The organism is Methylobacterium carpenticola (assembly GCF_042748905.1).
Taxonomy (GTDB): domain Bacteria; phylum Pseudomonadota; class Alphaproteobacteria; order Rhizobiales; family Beijerinckiaceae; genus Methylobacterium; species Methylobacterium carpenticola.
This window is the reverse complement of sequence record NZ_JBHZEO010000001.1, coordinates 1,872,007-1,893,879: the sequence shown is the minus strand read 5'-3', so window position 1 is coordinate 1,893,879 and position 21,873 is coordinate 1,872,007. Positions and strand designations below refer to the sequence as shown.

The following is a 21,873-nucleotide window of genomic DNA, read 5'->3' as shown; positions in this document are numbered from 1 at the left end:
TGGACGTGAATCTGAATCGCCTCGCCTATTTCGCGGCGGTCGTGGACGCCGGCTCGTTCACCCGCGCGGCGGAGCGGCTGGGCGTCACCAAGACCGTGGTCAGCCAGCAGGTCGCGCGGCTGGAGGCGGAGACCGGATCGGCCCTGCTGATTCGCACCACGCGGCGCGTCCAGCCGACGGAGGCCGGCCACGCGCTCCATGCCCGCTGCACGCTGATCCTGCGGGAGGCGGAGGCCGCCTTCGGCGAGCTCTCCCAATCGAGCAGCGAGCCGCGCGGGCTCCTGCGGATCACCGCGCCGAACGATTTCGGCGCCGAGGTCATCGCGCCGCTCGCGGCCGCCTTCACGGCCCGCTATCCGGCCTGCCGGGTGGAGTTGATCGTCGCCGACGCCAAGCTCGACCTGATCGAGAACCAGGTCGACCTGTCGATCCGCGTCGGCTGGCTCGACGATTCGAGCGCCCTGGCGCGCAAGATCGGATCGTTCCGGCAACTGCCGGTCGCGGCGGCCCCCCTGGCCGGGCGCTTGGCGGCCGCGCGTCCGGACGACCTGTCGTCATGGCCGTTCGTGGCCAACACGGCCCTGCGGGAATCCTCCTCCCTGCACTTCACGCGCGGCGAGGGGGAGACGGTCGCGGTGAGCGCGACGCCGACGATCAGCGCCAACACGACCCCGGCCGCCCTGGCCGCGGCCCGCGCGGGCGGCGGGTTCTGCGTCCTGCCCGACTTCCTGATCGCGGGCGATCTCGCCGCCGGCCGGCTCGTCCATCTCCTGCCCGACTGGAGCCTCCCGCGCGGCGGGGTCTACATCGTCTATCCCGCCGGCCGCTTTCGTCCGCGCAAGGTCACGGCCTTCGTCGACATGCTCCACCACAAGACCAAGGGGAAATGCCCGGGCGCGTGAGCGGGTCGCCGGCGGCTGACGGCGGCGTCAGGCGTGTTCCAGCGTCAGGTGGCGCGCGCGCACGTCCTCCGCGGCGGCCAGGGCGGCGGCGTCCCCGGTCCAGACGATGCGGCCGGAATCGAGGATGGCGAGGCGGTCGGCGACGGCGGTGCAGACGGCGAGGCTCTGCTCCACCAGGAGGATCGACAGCCCGGTCGCCTTCAGCCCCCGCAGGATCTCCACCAGCTGATCGACGATCACCGGCGCGAGCCCCTCGGTCGGCTCGTCGAGGAGGAGCAGCGTCGGTCCGGTGACCAGCGCCCGGCCGATCGCCAGCATCTGCTGCTCGCCCCCCGAGAGCTTGCCCCCCGCGGTCCGGCGGCGGGCGGCGAGGGACGGAAACAGCGTCCAGATCCGCTCGACCGGCCAGGGCGAGCCGCGCCGCGCCGCGAGGGTGAGGTTCTCCTCGACGGTGAGCGTGCCGAAGATGCCCCGGTGCTCCGGCACCAGCGACAGGCCCCGGCGGGCGATGGCGTGGGAGGGCAGGCCCAGGATCGGCGCGCCGGCGAGCCGCACCTCGCCCTCCGCCCGTCCGAGGATGCCCGCGACGGCGCGCATGGTGGTGGTCTTGCCGACGCCGTTGCGGCCGAGCAGGGCGACGAGTTCCCCGTCGCCGACCGTGAGGTCGATGCCCTGCAGGATGTGGCTCTTGCCGTACCAGCCCTGGAGCCGCGTCACGGCGAGCATCGGGACGGCGCTCATGCGGTGCTCCCGAGATAGGCGGCGCGCACCTCCGGATGGAGGCGGATCCCGGCCGGGCCGTCCTCGGCGATCTTGCGGCCGCGGGCCATCACGGTGACCCGGTCGGAGATGTCGAGCACCACGCTCATGTTGTGCTCGATGAGCAGCACCGCCATGCGCTCGCGCAAGGAGACGATCAGCTCCTTGGTGCGGTGGACGTCGTCGATGCCCATGCCGGCGAGCGGTTCGTCGAGGAAGATCAGCTTGGGCCGTCCGGCGAGCGCCATGCCGATCTCCAGCGAGCGCTGGGCGCCGTGGGAGAGGCCGCCGGCCCGCTCCTCGGCGCGGTCGGCGAGGCCGATCCGCGCGAGCAGGCCCTCGACCTCCGCGCGGATGTCGGCGCGCCGGCCCGGGCTGCGCCAGAACACCCAGCCCTCGCGCGCCTCGCGGGCCTGCACCGCGAGGCGCAGGTTCTCGGCGACGGTGAGCCCCGCGAACAGGGCCGTCACCTGGAAGGAGCGGCTCATGCCGTAATGGATGCGCCGGTGGACCGGCGCGCGCGTCACGGTGTGGCCGTCGAACACGATGCGCCCGCCGCTCGGGCGGCGCACGCCGGTGAGGGCGTTGAACAGGGTGGTCTTGCCGGCGCCGTTCGGGCCGATCAGCGCGTGGATCGTGCCCGGCTGCACCGACAGGGAGAAGCCCGACAGGGCCTGGAAGTCGCCGAAGCGGACGTCGATCGCCTCGGCGACCAGGATCGGCTCAGCCACGGGCGGCCTCCCGGTCGCGCAGGGCCGCGAGGCGCTGCCCGAGGCTCCACAGGCCGCCCGGCAGGAACAGGACGAGGCCGATGAGCAGGAGCGCGATCAGCGCCATCCAGCGCGGCCAGATCTCCGAGAGCGCCTCCGCGGCGATCATGTAGAAGGCCGCGCCCGCGAGCGCCCCGCCCGGGGAGCCGACGCCCCCGATCAGCGCCATCACGAGAAGCCGCTGGCTCATCTCAAGGTCGCTGTCGCTCGGGGGCACGAAGCCGAGGAAGACGACGTGGAGGGCGCCCGCGAGCCCCGCGATCCCCCCGGCGAGCGCCACCGCCGCGGTCTTGTAGCGGGCGACCGGATAGCCGAGCACCGCGCAGCGCGGCTCGTTCTCGCGGATGGCCGCGAGCACGCTCCCGAACGGGGAGGCGATCAGGCGCTGGACCAGGAGGAAGACGACGAGGAAGGCCCCCGCGGCGAGGCCGTAGAGGGAGAGCGGCCCCTCGATCGGCAGGCCGAGCAGGCTGAACTGGCGCGGCAGGCCGGAGAGCCCGTTCTCGCCGCCGGTGATGTCCTTGAAGGCCAGGGTCGCGAAATGCCCCATCTGCGCGAAGGCCAGGGTGAGCATCACGAAGTAGACGCCGTGGCGCCGCACGATCACGCTGCCGAGAAGCCCGGCGAGCCCGGCCCCCGCGAGCGTCGCGAGGGCGAGGGAGGGCACCAGCCCGAACCCGGCGTCGCGCAGGAGCAGACCGCCCACATAGGCGCCGAGCCCCAGATAGAGGCCCTGGCCGAAGGACAGGAGGCCGACCGAGCCGAGGAGCAGCGTCACCGACAGGGTGCCGGTGGCGAAGATCGCGATCTGCGCCGCGAGCGTCACCGGCACCACGAAGGGCAGCAGGAGAAGCCCGGCGAGGACGACGGCGCTCGCGAGATCGGGGAAGCGGGGCAGGCTGCGCATCAGATGCGTCCGAGCAGGCCGGTCGGCCGCAGGAGGATGACGAGCGCCATGGCGGCGTAGATCATGAGCTGCGCCCCCTCCGGCCAGAGCGTGCTCATCAGCGACTGGATGAGGCCGATCAGCAGGCCGCCCACCAGCGCGCCCGAGAGCGTGCCGAGGCCGCCCACCACCACGACCACGAAGGCGATGCCGAGCGCCTCCGCGCTCATGAAGGGCTCGACGCCGCGCAAGGGCGCCGCGAGCACGCCCGCGAGGCCGGCGAGCGCCGCGCCGAGCGCGAAGGTCGCCATGAAGACCCGGTCGACGTTGATGCCGAGAAGCCCGACCATCTCGGCGCTCTCCGAGCCGGCCCGCAGGATCGAGCCGAGCCGGGTGCGCTCGATGGCGACCCAGAGCACCAGGGCGACGAGGATCGCCGCGCCCACCACCGCGAGGCGGTAGGCCGGATAGACGTAGGGCCCGAGGAACACGATGCCGCTCAGCGCCGGGGGCACCGGCACGTTGTGGCCGAGCGGCGAGAACAGCAGGATGACCCCCTCCTGGATGATCAGCGCCACCGCGAAGGTGATGAGGATCTGGGATTCGTGCGGCAGCGCGTAGGTGTGCCGCAGAAGGGTCCGCTCCACGACGAGGGCGAGGCCGGCGACGAGGACCGGGCCGATCAGCAGCGCCCACCAGAAGGTGCCGGTCCAGAGCACGACCGCGTAGGCGATGTACGCGGCCGCGAGGTAGAAGGCGCCGTGGGCGAAGTTCACGAAGCGCAGCAGGCCGAAGATCAGCGTCAGGCCGACCGACAGCAGGAAGTAGATCATGCCGATGCCGGTCCCGTTCAGGACCTGGAACAGGAGCAGCTGGGCCGACATGCCGGAATGCGTCTCGCCGTCTTGAGAGGATGCGGTCAGAGCGAGGCGGCCATCTTGCAGCCGGTCTTCTCCGGCGGCAGGAAGGCCTTGGTCGCCGCGACGATGTCGATGAGGTCGTTCTTGTCCTTCATGGCGCTCTTGGGCTTGCCGAGCATCAGGTAGTAATCCTTGATGACCTGATGGTCCTCGGCCCGGATCGTCTCGGTCCCGGTCGGCCCCTCGTAGCTCAGCCCCTCCAGGGCCTTGATGATCGCCGGCACGTCGGTCGAGTTCGCCTTGGTGATGCCCTCGATCAGCACCTGGGAGACGGCGTAGCCGCAGGCATGCAGGTAGTTCGGCACGTCGCCGGTCTTCTTCTTGACGATCTCGGCCACGCGCCGGCCGCCCGGGGTATCGACCCCGTGCCAGAAATTGGCGCCGAAATACACGCCCTCGCAATTCTCGGGGCCGAGCGCCTGGAACTGGTCGAGCCCGGTCGACCACACCGCCAGGATCTTGGTGTTGCGCTTCATGCCGTAGCTGATCGCTTGGCGCACCACGTCGACGGTCTGGTTGCCGAAGTTGCAGATCGCCAGCACGTCCGGGTTCGCCGCCAGGGCGTTGGCGATGTAGCCGGAATATTCGCGGTCCGACAGCGAGTGGTAGCTGTTCCCGACGTGCTCGATGCCCTTCTCCTTGAAGACGTCCTTGCAGTTGGAGAGCAGGCTGTCGCCGAACACGTATTGGCCGGTGATGGTGTACCAGCGCTTCGCCTTGGGGAACTGCTCGATGAGCGGCCGCACGGTGGCGTTGACGGCGCTGTAGGAGGCGACGGGCCAGCGGAAGCTCGACTTGTTGCAATCCTTGCCGGTCGCCTCGTCCGCGCCGGCCTCGTTCACGTAGATGCCCTTGCGGTTGTAGACCTCCTTCTGCACGGCGAGCGCGATGGCCGAGTTGGTGCAGCCGATGACGTGCCGCACGCTCCGCTGGGTCATGGCGTCCTGCACCTTGCGCACCGCCTCGGCGGCGTCGCCCCGGTCGTCGAGCAGGAGGTAGTTCAGCTTGTTGCCGGCCGCCGTGCCGTACTGCTCGAAGGCCCATTTCGAGCCGTCGTTCAGCGACGCGCCGACATTGGCGAAGGTGCCGGACAGGGAATAGACGGCGGCCACGTCGAGGACGCTCTGGGCGTTGGCGCGGCGGATGATGCCGGGTGCGGCGAGCGAGAGGGGCGCCGCGGCCAAGCCGGTCAGGATCTGTCTGCGGTTCACCATCAGCCTTGCCCTCCTCCAGTCGAATCCGATGCCGCGCCGGCCCTGGCGGCCCGGTCGCGCTTGTCGAGCCACCAGCCCCAGGACGGCGGCCAGCGCCCGAAGCGGTCGTCCGCCCCGAGCGCGCGGGCGGCCCGCAGCGGCCAGTGCGGATCGTGCAGGGCCTCCCGGCCGATGGCCACGAGGTCGGCGCGGCCCGCGCGCACCACCTCGTCCGCGAAGGCCGGCGTCGTGATCAGGCCGACCGCCATGGTGGGAACGCCGCTCTCCGCCCGGATCCGCTCGGCGTAAGGCACTTGGTAGCCTTCGGGACGGCGGACCATCCGGGTCGTCGTGCGTTCGCCGAGGCCGCCCGAGGAGCAATCGACCACGTCCACCCCCGCTTGGCCGAGCCGGCGGGCGAGGGCGACGGAATCGTCGAGCGTCCAGCCGCCCGGCTGGTCGTCCACGCAGGAGAGCCGGACCATGAGCGGCTTGTCCGCGGGCCAGGCGGAGCGCACCGCCTCCACCACCTGCATCGGCAGGCGGATGCGGCCCTCGAAATCGCCGCCCCAGGCGTCGGTGCGGTGATTGGCGAGGGGCGAGAGGAAGCTGTGCAGCAGGTAGCCGTGCGCCGCATGGATGTTGAGGACCTGGAACCCCGCCGCGGCGGCGCGCCGGGCGGCGGCGGCGTAATCCTCCAGCAGGCGGGCGATGCCGTCCGCATCGAGCGCCTCCGGCACGTGCCAGCCCGGATTGGCGGGCAGCGCGCTCGCCGCCAGCGTCGTCCAGGGCCGGTCGCCCCCCGCATCGTTCAGGGGCGCATAGCCCTCCCAGGGGCGCGACACGCTCCCCTTGCGGCCGGCATGGATCAGCTGCGTGCCCGGCACGGCGCCGAAGCGCGCGATCTCCTCGACCACTTCCGCGAGCGGCGGCACCTGATCGTCCGACCACAGGCCGAGATCGTGGCGGGTCACCCGGCCCTCGGGCTGGACGGCGAGCGCTTCCGTGATGAGCAGGCCCGCGCCGCCGAGGGCGAGGCGGCCGTAATGCTGGCGGTGGAAGGCGGCCGGCCGGCCGTCATCCTCCGCCATGTATTGCTGCATCGGCGAGACCACGATCCGGTTCGGGAGCGTGACCCCGCGCAGCGTCAGCGGGGCGAAGAGATGCGGCTGTGTCATCCGGCCAAGCCTACACGGTCGCGCAGCCATGCCCAGGCGATCCCGGCCGAGAGGGCCGGACGGCGCAGGCGATGCCAGCGGATGGGATTCAGGGGCGTGGCGGGGAGCGGCGGCGCCTCCCCGTGCAGGGCCTTGCGGGCGAGCCAGCCGCCCATCACGGTCGCCATCGCGACGCCGCGGCCGTTGTAGCCGTAGCCCAGATGGAGATTGGGCGCCGGCTCCTGCACCCGCGGCAGCCCGTCGAGGGTCAGGCCGACCTGCCCGGACCAGCTCGCCGCGACCGGCACCCCGGCGGTGTCCGGGAAGATCCGGTGCATCGCCGCGACGAGGGCCCGCCGGAAGACCGGGTTCTCGGCGTCGCCGATCGCCCCGCGCCCGCCGAACAGCAGCCGGCCGTCCGGCGAGCGGCGGAAATAGAAGGCGAGGCGCCGCGTCTCGGAGCAGCAGCGCCCCTCCGGCAGCAGGCGGGCGAGGATCCGCTCGGGCAGCGGCTCCGTGGCGATCTGGACGCTCTGGACGAGCAGCATCGCCTCCGTGAAGCCGGGGACGAGGGGCGTCGAATAGGCGTCCGTCCCGACGATCACCCGGCGGGCGTGGACGGTGCCGCCGGGAGTGGCGATCCGCCAGCCCCCGCCGTCCGGCTCCAGGCGCTCGACCGGGGTGGTCTCGTGCAGGGCGGCCCCCGCCTCCCGCGCCGCGCGGGCGAGGCCGCGGGTATAGGCCAGGGGCTGGAGCGTGCCGGCGCGCCGGTCGATCCAGCCGCCGACATAGCCGCGCGCGCCGGTCAGCCGCGCGACCCCGGCGGCGTCGAGGCGTTCGACGGGCGCGCCCTCGGCCTCCCAATCCTGCGCGCGCTGGTGCACGCGGGCGAGCGCCGGCGCCGCGTGGGCGGCCTGGATCCAGCCCTCGCGCTTCGCGTCGCAGGCGATGGCGTGCTTGGCGATCCGGTCGAAGACCGTGCCGGCCGCGGCCCCCGCCGCCGCGGTCAGGCGGCGCCCGGCCTCCTCGCCGTACTTGGCGCGCATCTCGGAGGGGTCGTATTTCAGGCCGGGGATGACCTGCCCGCCGTTGCGGCCCGAGGCGCCCCAGCCGATCGTGCGCCCTTCCAGGAGGATCACCGAGGCGCCCGCCTCGGCGGCGGTGAGCGCCGCCGTGCAGCCGGTGATCCCGCCGCCGATCACCGCGAGGTCGATCCGGGCCTCCCCGGCCAGGGGGGCGGCATCGAGGGGCGCCTCGCCGGCCGTGGCCGACCAGAGCGAACGGCGATGGCTGTCGGCGGAGGAACCCATGGCGCGTCCCCTACGCGGCCGGAGCGGCGGACCACGCGGCGGCCCGGGCCGCCGAGATGATGCCGTCCTCCTCGTCCTGCCGGATGCGCGCCGCCGGGCGCCGGGCCGGGTCGCCGTAGCCCCCGCCCCCGCCGACCGCGATCGTCACGACGTCGCCGGGCAGGAGGTCGAGGGCGGTCTTCGAGGGAAGCGCGATGACCTCGCCGCCGCGGCGCACCTCGCAGAAGCCGGTCGTGCCCGGGCCGCCGCCGAACAGCCCGTCGGGGGCCCGCCTGAAGCGGTCGCTGTAGAGGGAGAGCCGCACGCCCTCCCGCAGGATCTCGTAGCGGCGCTGGAAGCCGAGCCCGCCCCGGTGCGCACCGCTGCCGCAGCTGTCCTGCCGCAGGGCATATTCCACCACCCGGAAGAAGGGGAAATCCTGATCGAGGGCCTCGACCGGCGTGTTGGTGCAGTTCGAGAGGGGGGAATCGACGGCGTCGCAGCCATCCGCATCGACCGCGGCCCCGTAGCCGCCCCCGAAGATCTCGAGATAGACTGACCAGCCCCTGTCGCCGAGATGCGAGAGCACCCCGACCGTGGTGGTGTCGAAGCCGCAGGCGATGACCTTGTCGGGGACCGCCTGGGCCAGCGCCTTCATGACGGCGTTCCAGGCCCGGAAGCTCGCCTCCATGCGGGCGCGCACCGGGGCGGGGTGGTGGGGGTTGAGGATGCTGCCCTTCGGGGCCGTGACCGTGACCGGGCGGGCGGAACCCGCGTTGAACGGGATGTCGGGGCTCGTCAGCACGCCCTTCACGCAGGACAGGCTGGCCGAGACGGTGGCGGCGAACGGGACGTTGAGGTTGCGCCGCACCTGCGGCGCCGTTCCGGTGAAGTCGATGGCGATGCTGTCGCCCCGGACGGTCACGGTGGCCCTCACGGGGAGCGGCGCGTCCGAGATGCCGTCGTCGTCGACCGCGTCCTCGCCGTGATAGACGCCGTCCGGCACCGTGCGGATCGCCGCCCGCATGCGCGTCTCGGAATAGTCGAGCAGGGCCGCCATCACGGCCCGCAGCGTCGCGACGCCGTAGCGCTCGGCGAGTTCGGTGAGCCGCGCCGCGCCGATCGCGTTCGCGGCGATCTGGGCGTCGAAATCCCCCATGGTCTGGTGGGGCACCCGCACGTTGGCGCGCAGGATCCGCTGGAAGGCGCCGCCGTGCCAGTCGCGCGCCATGTTGAGCTTCACCGGCGGGATGATCAACCCTTCCGAGTAGACGTCGGTTGCCGCGGTGTTCAGGCCGGGATCGCCCCCCGAGATGTCGAGATGGTGCGCCACCGAGGCCGAGAAGCCCAGCACCTCGCCCCGGAAGAAGATCGGGTGGAAGAAGAACACGTCCTGCAGGTGCTGGCCACCCGAATAGGGGTCGTTCATCACGAAGAAGTCGCCCTCGACGAGGGTCTCCTTCGGGTAGAGGGCGAGCGCCGGCTGGATGACGTGGCCGATCGTGCCGAGCTGCATGGGGATCAGCTCGGCCTGGGCGATGGTGTTGCCGTCCGCGTCGAGCAGGGCGGCCGAGCCGTCCTGCGCCTCGCGCAGCACGGTGGAATAGGCGGAGCGCACCAGCTTGGCGCCCATCTCGCGCGCGGCCGAGACGATCGACTGGCTGATGACGGCGTAGTCGACGGGATCGAGGGACGAGGCGCTCATGCGGGGATCCGGGTCATGAGGAGGTTGCCGGCGTCGTCGCGCGCCGCCCGCCAGGACGGGGGCAGCCACAGGGTGGAGCTGTAGCCCTCGACCAGGGCGCTGCCCTCCACGGTGCGGCCGGGCGCGATCGCGGAGGCATCGACGAGCTTGGCCGAGACGGAGCCGGCGGGCGTCCACACCGTGATGGAATCCCGGGCGGCGGCGCGGGCCGGGCGCTCGCGGTTCTCCGGCAGGGCGTCGAGGCGGCGGCGCACGCCGAAGCGCAGGCCCACGATCTCGACCGCCCGCCCCGGCTCGCCGCCGTGGAAGTAGATGCGGCGGTGCGCGGCGTCGAAATCCCGGGCCAGATCGCCGGCGCCGAGGCCGGACAGGCGGGCCGGATCGACCGCGACCGGGATCTCGAAGGCCTGCCCCACGAAGCGCATGTCGGCGGTGAGGTCGAAATCGAGGGGGCCGGTGAGGCCCAGCGCGCGGAACTCGCTCTCCGCATCGGCGCGGAAGCGCGCGAATTCCTCGGCGAGCACCCTGGGCGCCTCCGCGGACAGGCCCATGCGGCGGGTCAGCCCCGAGACCTTGACGTAATCGGCCGAGAGGAGGCCGAGGGCCGAGACCACCCCGGGATTGGGCGGCACCAGCACCTCGGTGATGCCGAGTTCCTCGGCGATCTCGGCCGCGAGGAGCGGGCCCGCCCCGCCGAAGGGCAGCAGGGCGTAGTGGCGCGGGTCGTGCCCGCGCTGGGTCGAGACGAGCTGGATCGCCCGCACGATGTTGGCGACGGCGAGCCGGATCGTGGCCGCGGCCGCGTCCCGGATCGACAGGCCGAGGCGGCCGGCGATCGGCTCGAAGGCCCGGTGCGCCGCGTCGGGATCGAGCCGCATGGTGCCGCCGAGGAAGGCGTCCGGCCGGATGGTGCCCCGCACCAGATGCGCGTCGGTCACGGTCGGCTCGGTGCCGCCGCGGCCGTAGCAGGCCGGCCCCGGCACCGCGCCCGCGCTGCGGGGCCCGACCCGGAGCATGCCGCCGTCGTCGATCCAGACGAGGGAGCCGCCCCCCGCCCCCACCGTCACGATGTCGAGGACGGGGGTGCGGATCGGCAGCCCGTCGACCTCCGTCTCGGGGGAGACCGAGGGCTCGCCGTCCACGACGAGGCAGACGTCGGTGGAGGTGCCGCCCATGTCGAAGGTGATCAGGTTCTTGCGGCCCGACCGCCCCGCCTGCCGGATCGCGCCGACGACCCCGGCCGCCGGGCCGCTGAACAGGGCGGTGATGGAGTTGCGGCGCATCGCGGCGGCGGGCAGGCGCCCGCCGTTCGACTGCATGACGCTGAACCCGCCCTTGAACCCGGCCGCCGCCAGCGTCGCCTCGAAGCGGTCGAGATAGCCGTCGATCACCGGCTGGACATAGGCCGACAGCACCGTGGTCGAGGCGCGCTCGAACTCGCGGAACTCGCGGGCGATCTCGTGCGAGCAGGCGATCCGCACGCCCGGCAGCCGCTCGGCGAGGAGATCGCGCAGCCGCGCCTCGTGCACCGGCGCCGCGTAGGCCGAGAGGAGGCAGATCGCCACCGCCCCGTAGCCGCCCGCCGCCAGCGCGGGGACGAGGGAGGCCAGGATCTCGGCCTCGTCGAGAGGCGTCACCACGGCGCCCGACGCATCGAGGCGCTCGGTGACCTCGAAGCAATCCTTCCGCCGCAGGGGCGGCGCCGGCTTGGCGTAGCGCAGGTCGTAGATGTTGCGGCGGCCGTGGCGCTGGAAGAACAGGACGTCCCGGAAGCCGCGCGTGGTCACGAAGGCGACCGCGGCGCCCTTGCGCTCCAGGATGGCATTGGTGGCGACCGTCGAGCCGTGCACGAGGTCGGTGACCGCGGCCGGATCGATTCCCGCCGCCGCGAGCGATGCGAAGGCGCCCTCGTCCGGGCTCGCCGGCGTGCTCGGCACCTTCACGACCTCGACCCGCGCGCCGTCCACGGCGACGAGGTCCGTGAACGTTCCCCCGACTTCGATCCCGACCCGCATGCTGCGATCTCCGTCCTCGTGGACATGAAAGCAGGGCCCCGCTAGGATTGCAATGGGGTTGAAAAAATTTGCCGGAAATTTCACCCGAAGTGCGGAAACTGCCGCCCGGCGGGGCATGTCAGGAGCACGAGAATGGCAGGGGACCGCGACGCGATCCCGGATATCGCGATGGACCGCAGCGACGGCACCGGCCGCAAGCTGCGCCAGCGCCGGATGATCAAGGGGCTCTCGCTGCAACAGGTGGCGGAGCGGGCGGAGATCTCGGTCGGGCTTCTCAGCCAGATCGAGCGCGGCCTCACGGCGCCGTCGCTGCGCTCGCTCCGCCAGGTCTGCGCGGCGCTCGACATGCCGGTGGGCTGGCTGTTCGACGTCCCGGCCTCCGAGCACGACGATGTGGTGGTGCGCGCCGGCGCCCGCCGCACGCTGGACCTCGGCCCGAAGGGGCTGCGCAAGGAGCTGATGTCGCCCGATGCGGTCTCGGGTATCCAGATGATGCGGATGGTGATCAGGCCCGGCGGCGGTTCGGGCGAGTCCACGCGCAACGAGGCCGGGGCGAAATGCGGCACCGTGCTGTCCGGCACGCTCGCGCTCGATCTGGCCGGCGTGGTGCACCTGATCCACGCGGGCGATTCCTTCGCCTTCGAGGCGACGACGCCCCATCGCTACTGGTGCGTCGGCGACGAGGCGGTCGACTTCTTCTGGGTCGTGTCCCCGGCCGTGTATTAGGCGATGCGTCGGCTCTTCACCGTCATCGATCGCAGCGATCGGTCCTGCCCCCGGCCTCATCCTGAGGTCGAGGATGGGAGGGTGTGATACGGTTTCCGGACGATCACTTTCGGAAACCGGATCACGAGCCCGCGCGGCGCCTGAGCGAGGCCGGTTTCCGCATCGCGAAGCGATCATCCGGAAACCGTATGAGTCCGCTTGTCTTCTCGTTCGCGCATCATGTTCCGCGCCGAAGCGGGCCCGCTTCGGCGAATGATCGTCACGACGCGTAGGGGCGCCGCTCCCGACGCAGGAACGCGTCCGTCGCGAGGGCGGCGCGGTCGTCGGGACCCGCTGGCGGCGTCCGGTGCCGCTCGGAGAGCGCCGCGAGCGTTCCCGGGCGGATGGCGCAGCGGCTCTCCCAGGCGCTCAGCGCCGCGGCGATCTCCCGGCTGCCGCTGCGCCGCATCGCCGAGGGCGAGCACCCGAAGGCCCGCCGAAAGATCCGGTTGAAGTGCGAGATGTCCGCGAACCCGCTCTCGGTCGCCACCTCGGTGATCGTCCGCGACGAGTGCGCGAGCTGCCACAACCCGTAGAGCGTGCGCCGATCGCGCGAATATTCCTGCACGCTCTTGCCGACGAGCGTGCGGAACATGCGTTCGAGCTGCCGCTTCGACAGGCCGACGGTCCGGGCGATCGTCTCGACCCGTTGCGGCGTGCTGAGATTCTGCTCGATCAGCAGCATGGCCCGCCGCACGCGGTTGTCCTCGACCATGCCGGCGCTCGGCGGCTGCGGCTGGGCGCCGGCGGCGGGGCGGGCGCGGTCGGTCACCATGATGTGCAGGCTCTTCTGCGCATGGCCGGGGCCGAGATGCCGGTCGATCAGCCAGGCGCCGAGATCGAGACTGGCGAGCCCGCCCGCGCAGGTGATGAAGGGACCGTCCTCCACGAAGAGCTGGTCGGCCACCGGCACCACGTCCTCGCAGCGCTCGATCAGGTCGGTGAAGTGGTACCAGCTCACGCAGCAGCGCCGGCCGCGCATCAGCCCGGCCTCCGCCAGCGCGATGCCGCCGGTGCAGATCCCGACGAGACGCCCGCCCGCCGCATGGGCTTCGCGCAGGAAGGCGAGGATGCGCGGATCGGTGGGCGCGCGCCCGAGGAGGCCGCCGACCACCACGACGTAATCGAAGCGGGCCGGATCGGAATAGGTCTCCCAGGGCACCACCTGAATGCCGCAACTCGCCGTCACCGGGGCGAGATCGGGGGCGAGCACGCTCCAGGAGCAGCGCTCCGGACGGCTGCGGTCCCCCTCGTCGGCGGCGAGCCGCAGGATGTCGACCAAGGACGCGAACGCCACCAGGGTGAAGCGCGGCAGAAGGACGAAGCCGACGGAGAGCTTGCGGCCGAAGGGCCGGGCTTGTCCGGCGGGAGGGGCGGAGGAGGCCATGGATCGAGCGCGTGCCGCCGGTCAGGGGAGCCAGGGCGGGTAGAGTGCAGGCAGCGGATCGGTTCTGTCGAGGACCGCGCCGCGGCGGGGGCGCCCGTCACGGCGGCGGAATGGGTCCCGGTGGATCCGCGCAGGCGACGAGCGGCACCGGATGACGGGAGGCCTGCCGATCCTCGGACGCGAGGGTCGCGCCCTCCGCGATCGCCTGCGCGATCGGCAGATGATCGAAGGGATCCCGATGGTCCGGATGCCGCGGCAGGCCGGCGAGTTCCGTCAGGTGAGTCGGCCGGATCGCGCAAGGCGGAGCCGGCCTGCCGGCGCTGGTCGCCGCGGCGCTCACCCCTGCGGCCGCAGGGCGGGCCGGTCGAGGCGCAGGAAGCCGATCTCGTGCCGGGTGGTGCCGTCGCCGGTGGCGAGATCGGCCAGGATCTCGCCGATCACCGAGCAGAACTTGTAGCCGTGGCCCGAGCAGGGCGACGCCAGGACCACCTGCGGGTGCTCGGGGTGATGGTCCAGGATGAAGTGCTCGTCGGGCGTGTTGGTGAACATGCAGTCCCGCAGCGCCATGGTGGGGCCGCTCCCCGCCGGGAAGTAGCGCTCGGCGAAGTCGCGCAGCAGGCGCTCGTCGGCGGCGTCGGGCTCGCGCCGCAGGGCGTCCGGGGCGCCCGTCTCGCCCTGGTGGTGGTAGCGGCCGAACTTGAAGCCCGGCACCTCGTAGACGGGCAGCCCGTAGTAGCGGCCCTCCGCGACCTGAAGGTTGAACACCGGGAAGCGGACCGGCGTGAACCACTCCGGCTGCTGCGGCTGGAGCCAGGCCAGCACTTGGCGCTCCGGCACCGCGAGCCCGGCGAGGGGCGCGGCGAGATCGCTCGCCCAGGCGCCGGCCGTCAGGACCAGCCGCTCGGCCTCGTAGCGCCCGCGGTCGGTCGTCACCACGACCCCGCCGCGGTCCGAGGCGACCTGCCAGTCGAGGACGCGCTCGCGGGCGTGGACCTCGGCGCCGTGCGCCTGCGCGGCGCGCACATGGGCGACGATCGCCCGCTCGCTCGCCACGAGCCCGCCCTGGGGCTGGTAGACCGCCCGGATCTTCTGCGGGAGCCGGTAGGCGGGGAAGCGCGCGTTCACCTCCGCGGCGCTCAGCACCTCGTGCGGCAGGTCGTGCAGCCGCGCGGAGGCGAGCGCCCCCTGGAACACCTCGTCGTCCTCCGGGCTGGCATCGATCGAACCGGTGATGACGAGGATCTCGTCGCCGCTCGCGGCCTCGATCTCGCGCCACAGGGCGTAGGCCCGGCGCAGCAGCGGCACGTAGGCGGGATCCTCGTAGTAGGGCAGCCGGATGATCCGGCTGATCCCGTGGGACGAGCCCATGGCGTGCGGAATGTCGTAGCGTTCCAGGCCGAGCACGCGCTGGCCCCGGCGCGCGAGCTGCCAGAGGGCGGCGCTGCCCATCCCCCCGACCCCGACCACGATGACGTCGTAGCGGGCGGTGGCGGCGGCGGAATGCGGAGCGGTCGGCATGACGGGCCTGCTGATCCTGGGTGGCGCTTGAGCGTCTGCGCCCTCATGCCGCGAAAATCCAGGGATTGGCTTGGACGCATGCGACGCTTCGGGAGGCCGGACGGGCCACCCGCGCGGAATGCGCTCCGCCGCGATGCGGACCGTGCCGGCATCCTATCGGGGTCTGCCCGACCGGAGGAGCAGGAACCTCCTCCCGCTCAGGCGTCGAGGACGAGATCGGTCAGCGGGACCGCCTGGCAGGTGAGGCACTGCCCCTCGTCGAGGTCGTCGCAAGCAACGAGATGGCGGACCAGCCCCGCCTTCACGGGAACGGCGCAGCTCTCGCACTGGCCGACCCGGCAGCCGCTCGGGAGCGGCACGCCCGCCCGCTCGGCGGCGGCGAGGATCCCGGGCGGGTCCCCGCCGGGCCGCCAGGTGAGCGTCCGGCCCGAGCGGGCGAAGACCACCCGGCGGGGGGCGAGGTCGTCCGCCATCGGCGGCGGGGGCGAGCGGAAGCGCTCGGTGAAGATCTCGAAGGGCGGCACGCCCGCCGCGCGCAGGGCGGCCGTCACCTCCGCCATCATCGCCTCGCCGGCGCACAGGTAGAACCGGGCGCGGCGCGCCACCAGGTCCGGCGCGAGATCCGCGATGCCGAACCGGCCGCGCCGGTCGAAGCGGTCGCCGGGCCCGGGCCGGCTCAGATGCGTCACCACGGTCAGGTTCGGCAGGCGCCGGCGCAGCCGCTCCAGCATCTCCCGGAAGGGCTGGTGGTCGCCGTCGCGGCAGCCGTGATGGAGCGTGACCTCCGGCTCGCCGGGGCGGCCCTCCAGCGTCTCGAGATAGGAGAGGAAGGGCGTGATCCCGATGCCGCCGGCGATCAGCACCACCGGGAACTCGTTGCGGAGCGGCAGGACGAAACGGCCCCGCGGCGCCTGGAGCGCGACGACCGCGCCGGGCACCAGCTCGCGCCGCACCGCGCCGGAGACGCGGCCGCCCGCGATCGTCCGGACGGCGATCCGGTAGGTGTCCGCCGCCGTGGCGGGACCGGTCAGGGAGTAGGAGCGCACCGCGTCCCCCAGGCGCAGGCCGATCGACTGGCCCGGCCGGAAGGCCGGCAGCGGCGCGCCGTCCTCGGGCGCGAGGGTGAGCGCGACGGCCTCCCTCCCCTCCTCCCGCCGCTCGGTCACGACGAAGGAGCGCCAGCCCTCCCAGCCGGCCGCGCCCAGCCGCTCCACGTCGCAGGCGGAGGAGCGCAGGGCGAGCGAGCCGCTCAGCGGGTCCCGCTCACGCTCGGCGATGATGGCGTTGAAGCCCGAGCCGATCGCCGCGCCGGGCCCCGGACGGTAGCCCGGCAGGCCGAGATCCGGGGCGGGCTGCCACCAGCCGTAATCGCTGGCGACCACGTCCTCGGCGAGCGCCTCGTTCAGTGCGGCGCGCATGCGGATCCGCCCGTGGCGGGTGCGGATGAGCATCCAATCCCCCGCGGCGATGCCCTTGCGGCGCGCGAGCGCGGGATGGATCTCCGCCAGCGGCTCCTCGCGGCGGCGGCGCAGCTGGGTGATGCCGCGATGCTGGCTGTGGCAGAAATAGCCGTTATTCGCCGAGAACAGGGTCAGCGGGAAGGACGGGCCCGGCGCGTCTGCCGGCGGCGCGTGGCGCGGCACCGGCGGGTAGCCGTGGCGGTGGAGCAGCTCGGAATAGAGTTCCGCCTTGCCGGTCTGCGTGGCGAAACCCGTCCGGCGATACTTGTGGTGCGCGTGGGCGAGGGCCACGCGCACGCCCTCGGGATGGGCCCGCAGGGTCGCGAGATCGAGGCCGAGCGGGGCGAGCAGATGCGAGAAGCCCTTCTCGATGTCGCTGTCGAAGAACAGATCGCCGAGGCCGAGGCGGCGGGCGAGCTGGAAGACGATCCAGAGGTCCGAGCGCGCCTCGCCCCGGCGCGGGATCATCGGCGGGCGCAGCTGGACCAGTTCCTGCGCCTCCGGGGAGACGTCGAATCCGATCCGGAGCGCCTCGTGCTCCCAGGGGCCGCAGACCGGCAGGACGATGTCCGCCATCTCCGCCGTCGGGTTGAGGAACAGGTCGCAATGGACCTGGAAGTCGAGCGCCTGCAGGGCCGCGCGGCCGCGCTCCGGCGCCGGATGCGAGACGAGCAGGTTCGAGCCGAAGGCGACGAGGGCCCGCACCCGGTAGGGACGGCCGGTGAGCGCCGCATCGTAGAAGTCGGTGGAGGTGATCCAGCCCTCGGCCGGCGGGCCGATCGGGCGCTCGGCGAGGCCCAGCGCCCGCGCGCGCGTCTCGGGCGGGATCATCGTGATCGCGTGCAGGGCGGGCACCGGCAGGGCCGGCATGCGGACATTGCCGCCGGGGGCGTCGAAATGGCCGGTGAGGGCGTAGAGCGTGGCGATCGCCCGCTCGGTCTGCGCCGCGTTCGTGTGCTGCCCGATGCCCGTCCAGCCGTGGTAGCAGACGGACTTGGCCGTCGCGATCGCGCGGGCGAGGTGCTCGACCTCGGCGGCCGGAATGCCGGTGATGTGCGCGACGGTGGCCGGATCGTAGGGCCGCGCCGCCTCGGCGTAATGGTCGAAGGCGGTCCGGCAGGCGATCGGGCCGTCGCGCCCGGCCACCGTGACGCGGCCTTCGAGCAGGGCCCCGGCGAGCCCGGTCGCCGCCGGGACGGCCTGCCCCGTGCGCGCATCCCGGACGAGGAAGCCCTCGCCTTCCGCCCCGAGGTCGCCGGGGCGCAGGAACAGGCCGGTATCGTCGCGCACCAGGTAGGCCGCGTTGGTCCAGTGCCGCACGAAGTCGGCGTCGTAGGCGGATTCGGCGATGAGCCAGCGGGCGAGGCCGAGGGCCAGCGCCGCATCCGTGCCCGGGCGGATGCGCAGCCAGAGATCCGCGTCGCGGGCCGAGCCCGCGCGCCGGGGATCGATCACGGCGAGCCGCGCGCCGCGGGCCCGCGCCGCCCCGATCGCCTCGGCCTGGGCGAGCCAGACATTGGCAGGGTTGTGGCCCCACAGCAGGATCAGGTCGGCATTGCGGTAATCCGCCATCGGCAGCGCGCAGCCGAAGGTGAAGACGTGGGCGTAGTCCTTGTGCCAGTTGCAGATCTCGGTCGAGTAGACGGTGTTCGGACTGCCGAATCCGCGGATGAGGCGCTGGATCCAGTCCACGCTGTCGGAGATCGAGGAGGACGCACCCGAGGTCACGGCGAAGGCGACCGATTCCGGTCCGGTCTCGGCCCGGTAGCGGCCGAGCTTGTCGGCGATCTCGGCGAGCGCCTCGTCCCAGGAGATCGGCACGAAGCCGGGATCCTCGGCCCCCTTGGGGGTGCTCCGGCGCAGGGGCGTCGTCAGGCGGCGGGCCGAATGGGCGATCTCCGGCGCGGCGCGCCCCTTCGGGCACATCGCCCGGCCGGTCGGATGCGCGGGGTTCGGACGCACGGACACCAGCCGGTCGTTCTCGATGACGGAGATCGTCCCGCAGCGCGACCGGCAGAGCGTGCAGAAGCCGGGCTTCTCGATTGATGGCATTGCGACCTCGCCCAAGCAGAATTGCATGGGCCATCCTGCTCAGCTTCCTGTTTCTGCATCCTTCGGCGAAGGATGCAGGCCGGGCGCCGTGCGGCCCTCACGGAGCCGGAGGCTAATCGGTCTTGCGGCTCTTGATCTCGAGGGTCGCGGGATCGAGCTTCAGGTCGACCTTCTTTCCGCTGGCATCGACCGCATCCTCGACCTCGATCATGCCGTCGTCGAGCTCGATCTCCTTCCAGGTCGTGAAGCCCTGCTGCCGGAGCAGGGCCTCGACCTTGGCGTGCTGCTCGGGCGGGAGGGGCGTATCCGCGAGCGCGACGCCGACGAACGGGCCGGCCGCGGCGAGGACGAGGGGGATGAGGACGCGTCGCATGGGGATCTCCTCCGGCCGCGAGCCTGTGTTGCGGACCACGCATGATTAGCCGGCTCATACTTGTGTCGCGCCGGGCGCGGGTCCAGAGGACGCGCTCGCGCGGGGCCGGGCCTTCGGACAGGCGATGCTCTCACCGAATCTTCTGCGCCGGCTCGACCTGACGACGCTGCGCCTGTTCGTGACCATCTCGCGCAGGGGGAGTGATACGGTTTCCGGAAGATCACCTTCGGAAACCGTATCAGGAGCCCGCGCGGCGCCTGAGCGAGGCCGGTTTCCGCATCGCGAAGCGATCATCCGGAAACCGTATGAAGCGTTCTCCTCTCGCGAAGGGTGCTGATCGAAAGACGGTTGGATCGGCTCCGGCGTCCTCGTGTATGGAACGATCAACCACGTAATACGAGGAGACGCTCATGCCCGGGCCGCTGGACGGAATCCGTGTGCTCGAACTCGGCCAGCTGATCGCCGCCCCCTTCGCCGCGCGGATGATGGCGGAGTTCGGCGCGGAGGTGATCAAGGTCGAGACGCCCGAGGACGGCGACCCGCTGCGCAAGTGGCGCAAGCTCCACAAGGGCACCTCGCTCTGGTGGTACCTGCAATCCCGCAACAAGAAGTCGATCGCCGTCAACCTGAAGAGCCCGGACGGCGCGGCCATCGTGAAGGCGCTCGCCGCGAGCGCCGACGTGGTGATCGAGAACTTCCGGCCGGGCGGGCTGGAGAAGCTCGGCCTCGGCTGGGAGCAGCTCTCGGCGGTCAACCCGAACCTCGTGATGGTCCGCATCTCGGGCTACGGCCAGACCGGCCCCTACCGCGACCGGCCGGGCTTCGGCGCGATCGGCGAGGCGATGGGCGGCATCCGCTACACGACGGGCGATCCCGACCACCCGCCCGCCCGCGTCGGCGTCAGCATCGGCGACACGCTCGCCTCGCTGCACGGCGTCATCGGCGCCCTGATGGCGGTGCTGCGGGTGAAGACCGGCCAGGGCCGCGGCCAGGTGGTCGACGTCTCGCTGGTCGAGAGCGTGTTCAACGTGATGGAGAGCCTCGTGCCGGAATACGACCTCCTGGGCGAGGTCCGCACGCGCACCGGCGGCGCGCTCCCCGGCATCACGCCGTCGAACACCTATCCGACCGGCGACGGCGGCTACGTCGTCATCGCCGGCAACAGCGACCCGATCTTCCGCCGCCTGATGACCGCGATCGGCCGGCCCGACCTCGCCGCCGATCCGGACCTGCGCACCAACGAGGGCCGCAGCGCCAGGGCCGCCATGCTCGACGCGGTGATCGCGGACTGGTCGCGGGGCCGGAGCGTCGCGGAGGTCCTGGCGGTGCTCGACGCCGCCGAGGTGCCAGCCGGGCGCATCTACTCGGTCGCCGACATCGTGGCCGATCCGCACTACGCGGCCCGCGACATGATCCTCACCGCCGACCTGCCGGACGGCACGCCGGTGAAGATGCCGGGCATCGTGCCGAAGCTCTCGGAGACGCCCGGGGAGGTGCGCTGGTCCGGGCCGGCGCTCGGCGCACACACCGATGCGGTGCTCGAAGACCTCGGATTCGACGCCGCGGCGATCGCCGCCCTGCGCAAGGCGGGAGCGGTGGCATGAGCACGCCTACCATGAGCGCGCCCACCATGAGCGTCCCCGACCGGCTGATCGTCCAGGAGGTCGCTCCGCGCGACGGCTTCCAGATCGAACCCCGCTTCATCGAGACCGCCGACAAGGTCGCGCTGATCGACGCCCTCGCGCGGGCCGGGTTCACCCGCATCGAGGCGACCTCCTTCGTCTCGCCGAAGGCGGTGCCGGCCCTGCGCGACGCGGCCGAGGTGCTGGCGCGGATCACCCGGCGGCCCGGCACGGTCTACGTGGCGCTGGTGCCCAACCTGAAGGGGGCCGAGCGGGCGCTCGCCGCCGAGGCGGACGAGCTCAACCTCGTCATGTCGGTGAGCGAGACGCACAACCGCGCCAATATGGGCCAGACCTGCGACGCCTCGCTCGACGGCTTCGCCCGGATCGTCGAGGCCGCGCGCGGCACCCGGGCGAGCCTCAACGCCACCGTGGCGACGGCCTTCGGCTGCCCCTTCGAGGGCGCCCAGGCCCCCGAGCGCGTCCTCGCCCTCGTGGAGCGCTACCTCGCCCTCGGCATCGAGGGCGTCACCCTCGCCGACACGACCGGGATGGCCAATCCGCGCCAGGTCCATGCCCTGGTGACGCGGGCCCTCGCCCGCGTGCCGGCCGGGCGGCTGACCCTGCACTTCCACAACACCCGCGGCCTCGGCCTCGCCAACGTGCTCGCGGCCCGCGACGCGGGCGCCCTGCGCTTCGACGCCGCCCTCGGCGGCCTCGGCGGCTGCCCCTTCGCCCCCGGCGCGACGGGCAACATCTGCACCGAGGACTTGGTCAACATGTGCCACGAGATGGGGATCGGGACGGGGCTCGACCTCGACGCCCTGATCGGCCTCTCGCGCGGCCTGCCGGCCCTCATCGGCCACGACGTGCCCGGGCAGGTCGCGAAGGCCGGGCGGCCCTGCCAGCTGCACGCCCCGCCCCGGGCGGCCTGAGCGCGCCCGCAACCCGCCCCCCCGGCCGCGGATCGTCAGCGATCGACGCGGGGCACATCCGGATCTTCCAAGCAGAATTGCATGGCGATTCTGCTTGGATCCTTGGTTTCATACGGTTTCCGGATGATCGCTTCGCGATGCGGAAACCGGCCTCGCTCAGGCGCC

At 72.6% G+C, this 21,873-nt stretch carries 17 protein-coding genes; 4 read left to right on the top strand and 13 right to left on the bottom strand.

The window, feature by feature from the left end; genetic code table 11:
- Positions 1–5 precede the first annotated feature (5 nt).
- On the top strand, positions 6–902 hold the full coding sequence (locus ACE101_RS09095; protein ID WP_379128181.1) for a LysR family transcriptional regulator: 897 nt from the start codon (positions 6–8) through the stop codon (positions 900–902).
- 27 nt (positions 903–929) lie between these two features.
- On the opposite strand, the gene ACE101_RS09090 is transcribed toward ACE101_RS09095, so the two are convergent.
- Genes ACE101_RS09090 through ACE101_RS09050 form a run of 9 tightly spaced genes read right to left on the bottom strand, consistent with a single transcriptional unit; the run spans position 930 to position 11,596 of the window.
- On the bottom strand, positions 930–1,643 hold the full coding sequence (locus ACE101_RS09090) for an ABC transporter ATP-binding protein (protein WP_379128179.1): 714 nt from the start codon (positions 1,641–1,643) through the stop codon (positions 930–932).
- Complete coding sequence (locus tag ACE101_RS09085; RefSeq protein WP_379128177.1) at positions 1,640–2,392, bottom strand: ABC transporter ATP-binding protein; 753 nt, start codon at positions 2,390–2,392, stop codon at positions 1,640–1,642. Before ACE101_RS09085 ends, ACE101_RS09090 begins: the two co-directional genes overlap by 4 nt.
- Positions 2,385–3,338, bottom strand: a complete 954-nt coding sequence (locus ACE101_RS09080) for a branched-chain amino acid ABC transporter permease (protein WP_379128175.1) — start codon at positions 3,336–3,338, stop codon at positions 2,385–2,387. The genes ACE101_RS09085 and ACE101_RS09080 overlap by 8 nt, the downstream gene beginning before the upstream one ends.
- Positions 3,338–4,201, bottom strand: coding sequence for a branched-chain amino acid ABC transporter permease (locus ACE101_RS09075; RefSeq protein WP_379128173.1), 864 nt, complete (start codon positions 4,199–4,201; stop codon positions 3,338–3,340). Before ACE101_RS09075 ends, ACE101_RS09080 begins: the two co-directional genes overlap by 1 nt.
- 35 nt (positions 4,202–4,236) lie before the next feature.
- Positions 4,237–5,451, bottom strand: a complete 1,215-nt coding sequence (locus ACE101_RS09070; RefSeq protein ID WP_379128170.1) for an ABC transporter substrate-binding protein — start codon at positions 5,449–5,451, stop codon at positions 4,237–4,239.
- A complete protein-coding gene (locus ACE101_RS09065; protein WP_379128168.1) occupies positions 5,451–6,608 on the bottom strand; it encodes an NADH:flavin oxidoreductase/NADH oxidase in 1,158 nt (385 codons plus the stop codon). The genes ACE101_RS09070 and ACE101_RS09065 overlap by 1 nt, the downstream gene beginning before the upstream one ends.
- Positions 6,605–7,897, bottom strand: coding sequence for an NAD(P)/FAD-dependent oxidoreductase (locus tag ACE101_RS09060; RefSeq protein WP_379128166.1), 1,293 nt, complete (start codon positions 7,895–7,897; stop codon positions 6,605–6,607). Before ACE101_RS09060 ends, ACE101_RS09065 begins: the two co-directional genes overlap by 4 nt.
- Positions 7,898–7,907: 10 nt before the next feature.
- Entirely contained in the window at positions 7,908–9,581 is a 1,674-nt protein-coding gene (locus ACE101_RS09055) for a hydantoinase B/oxoprolinase family protein (RefSeq protein ID WP_379128163.1), read from the bottom strand.
- On the bottom strand, positions 9,578–11,596 hold the full coding sequence (locus ACE101_RS09050; RefSeq protein ID WP_379128160.1) for a hydantoinase/oxoprolinase family protein: 2,019 nt from the start codon (positions 11,594–11,596) through the stop codon (positions 9,578–9,580). The genes ACE101_RS09055 and ACE101_RS09050 overlap by 4 nt, the downstream gene beginning before the upstream one ends.
- Positions 11,597–11,728: 132 nt before the next feature.
- Here ACE101_RS09050 and ACE101_RS09045 point away from each other — a divergent pair, with 132 nt between their 5' ends.
- Complete coding sequence (locus ACE101_RS09045) at positions 11,729–12,322, top strand: helix-turn-helix domain-containing protein (RefSeq protein ID WP_379128156.1); 594 nt, start codon at positions 11,729–11,731, stop codon at positions 12,320–12,322.
- 259 nt (positions 12,323–12,581) lie between these two features.
- Here ACE101_RS09045 and ACE101_RS09040 read toward each other — a convergent pair whose 3' ends face one another.
- From ACE101_RS09040 to ACE101_RS09025, 4 genes are all read right to left on the bottom strand, one after another.
- The gene (locus tag ACE101_RS09040; RefSeq protein WP_379128154.1) at positions 12,582–13,748 is read right to left on the bottom strand and encodes a GlxA family transcriptional regulator; all 1,167 of its coding nucleotides are present in this window, start codon (positions 13,746–13,748) and stop codon (positions 12,582–12,584) included.
- A 336-nt stretch (positions 13,749–14,084) separates the two neighbouring features.
- The gene (gene solA / locus ACE101_RS09035; RefSeq protein WP_379128151.1) at positions 14,085–15,266 is read right to left on the bottom strand and encodes an N-methyl-L-tryptophan oxidase; all 1,182 of its coding nucleotides are present in this window, start codon (positions 15,264–15,266) and stop codon (positions 14,085–14,087) included.
- A 197-nt stretch (positions 15,267–15,463) separates the two neighbouring features.
- Positions 15,464–18,805 carry a molybdopterin-dependent oxidoreductase gene (locus tag ACE101_RS09030; RefSeq protein WP_379128148.1) on the bottom strand — a complete coding sequence of 1,114 codons (3,342 nt, stop codon included), beginning with the start codon at positions 18,803–18,805 and terminating at the stop codon, positions 15,464–15,466.
- A gap of 85 nt (positions 18,806–18,890) precedes the next feature.
- Positions 18,891–19,151 carry a PepSY domain-containing protein gene (locus tag ACE101_RS09025; protein ID WP_379128145.1) on the bottom strand — a complete coding sequence of 87 codons (261 nt, stop codon included), beginning with the start codon at positions 19,149–19,151 and terminating at the stop codon, positions 18,891–18,893.
- A 410-nt stretch (positions 19,152–19,561) separates the two neighbouring features.
- Between ACE101_RS09025 and ACE101_RS09020 the strand changes: the two genes are divergently transcribed.
- Entirely contained in the window at positions 19,562–20,755 is a 1,194-nt protein-coding gene (locus ACE101_RS09020) for a CaiB/BaiF CoA transferase family protein (RefSeq protein ID WP_379128142.1), read from the top strand.
- Positions 20,752–21,708 carry a hydroxymethylglutaryl-CoA lyase gene (locus ACE101_RS09015; protein WP_379128139.1) on the top strand — a complete coding sequence of 319 codons (957 nt, stop codon included), beginning with the start codon at positions 20,752–20,754 and terminating at the stop codon, positions 21,706–21,708. The genes ACE101_RS09020 and ACE101_RS09015 overlap by 4 nt, the downstream gene beginning before the upstream one ends.
- Positions 21,709–21,873: the final 165 nt, after the last annotated feature.

Coding starts and splice junctions, on each gene's coding strand:
- ACE101_RS09050 (WP_379128160.1), bottom strand. CDS start 11,596: ATGCGGGTCGGGATCGAAGTCGGGGGAACGTTCACGGACCTCGTCGCC.
- solA (WP_379128151.1), bottom strand. CDS start 15,266: ATGCCGACCGCTCCGCATTCCGCCGCCGCCACCGCCCGCTACGACGTC.
- ACE101_RS09040 (WP_379128154.1), bottom strand. CDS start 13,748: ATGGCCTCCTCCGCCCCTCCCGCCGGACAAGCCCGGCCCTTCGGCCGC.
- ACE101_RS09045 (WP_379128156.1), top strand. CDS start 11,729: ATGGCAGGGGACCGCGACGCGATCCCGGATATCGCGATGGACCGCAGC.
- ACE101_RS09060 (WP_379128166.1), bottom strand. CDS start 7,897: ATGGGTTCCTCCGCCGACAGCCATCGCCGTTCGCTCTGGTCGGCCACG.
- ACE101_RS09020 (WP_379128142.1), top strand. CDS start 19,562: ATGCCCGGGCCGCTGGACGGAATCCGTGTGCTCGAACTCGGCCAGCTG.
- ACE101_RS09070 (WP_379128170.1), bottom strand. CDS start 5,451: ATGGTGAACCGCAGACAGATCCTGACCGGCTTGGCCGCGGCGCCCCTC.
- ACE101_RS09055 (WP_379128163.1), bottom strand. CDS start 9,581: ATGAGCGCCTCGTCCCTCGATCCCGTCGACTACGCCGTCATCAGCCAG.
- ACE101_RS09075 (WP_379128173.1), bottom strand. CDS start 4,201: ATGTCGGCCCAGCTGCTCCTGTTCCAGGTCCTGAACGGGACCGGCATC.
- ACE101_RS09030 (WP_379128148.1), bottom strand. CDS start 18,805: ATGCAATTCTGCTTGGGCGAGGTCGCAATGCCATCAATCGAGAAGCCC.
- ACE101_RS09065 (WP_379128168.1), bottom strand. CDS start 6,608: ATGACACAGCCGCATCTCTTCGCCCCGCTGACGCTGCGCGGGGTCACG.
- ACE101_RS09090 (WP_379128179.1), bottom strand. CDS start 1,643: ATGAGCGCCGTCCCGATGCTCGCCGTGACGCGGCTCCAGGGCTGGTAC.
- ACE101_RS09015 (WP_379128139.1), top strand. CDS start 20,752: ATGAGCACGCCTACCATGAGCGCGCCCACCATGAGCGTCCCCGACCGG.
- ACE101_RS09025 (WP_379128145.1), bottom strand. CDS start 19,151: ATGCGACGCGTCCTCATCCCCCTCGTCCTCGCCGCGGCCGGCCCGTTC.
- ACE101_RS09080 (WP_379128175.1), bottom strand. CDS start 3,338: ATGCGCAGCCTGCCCCGCTTCCCCGATCTCGCGAGCGCCGTCGTCCTC.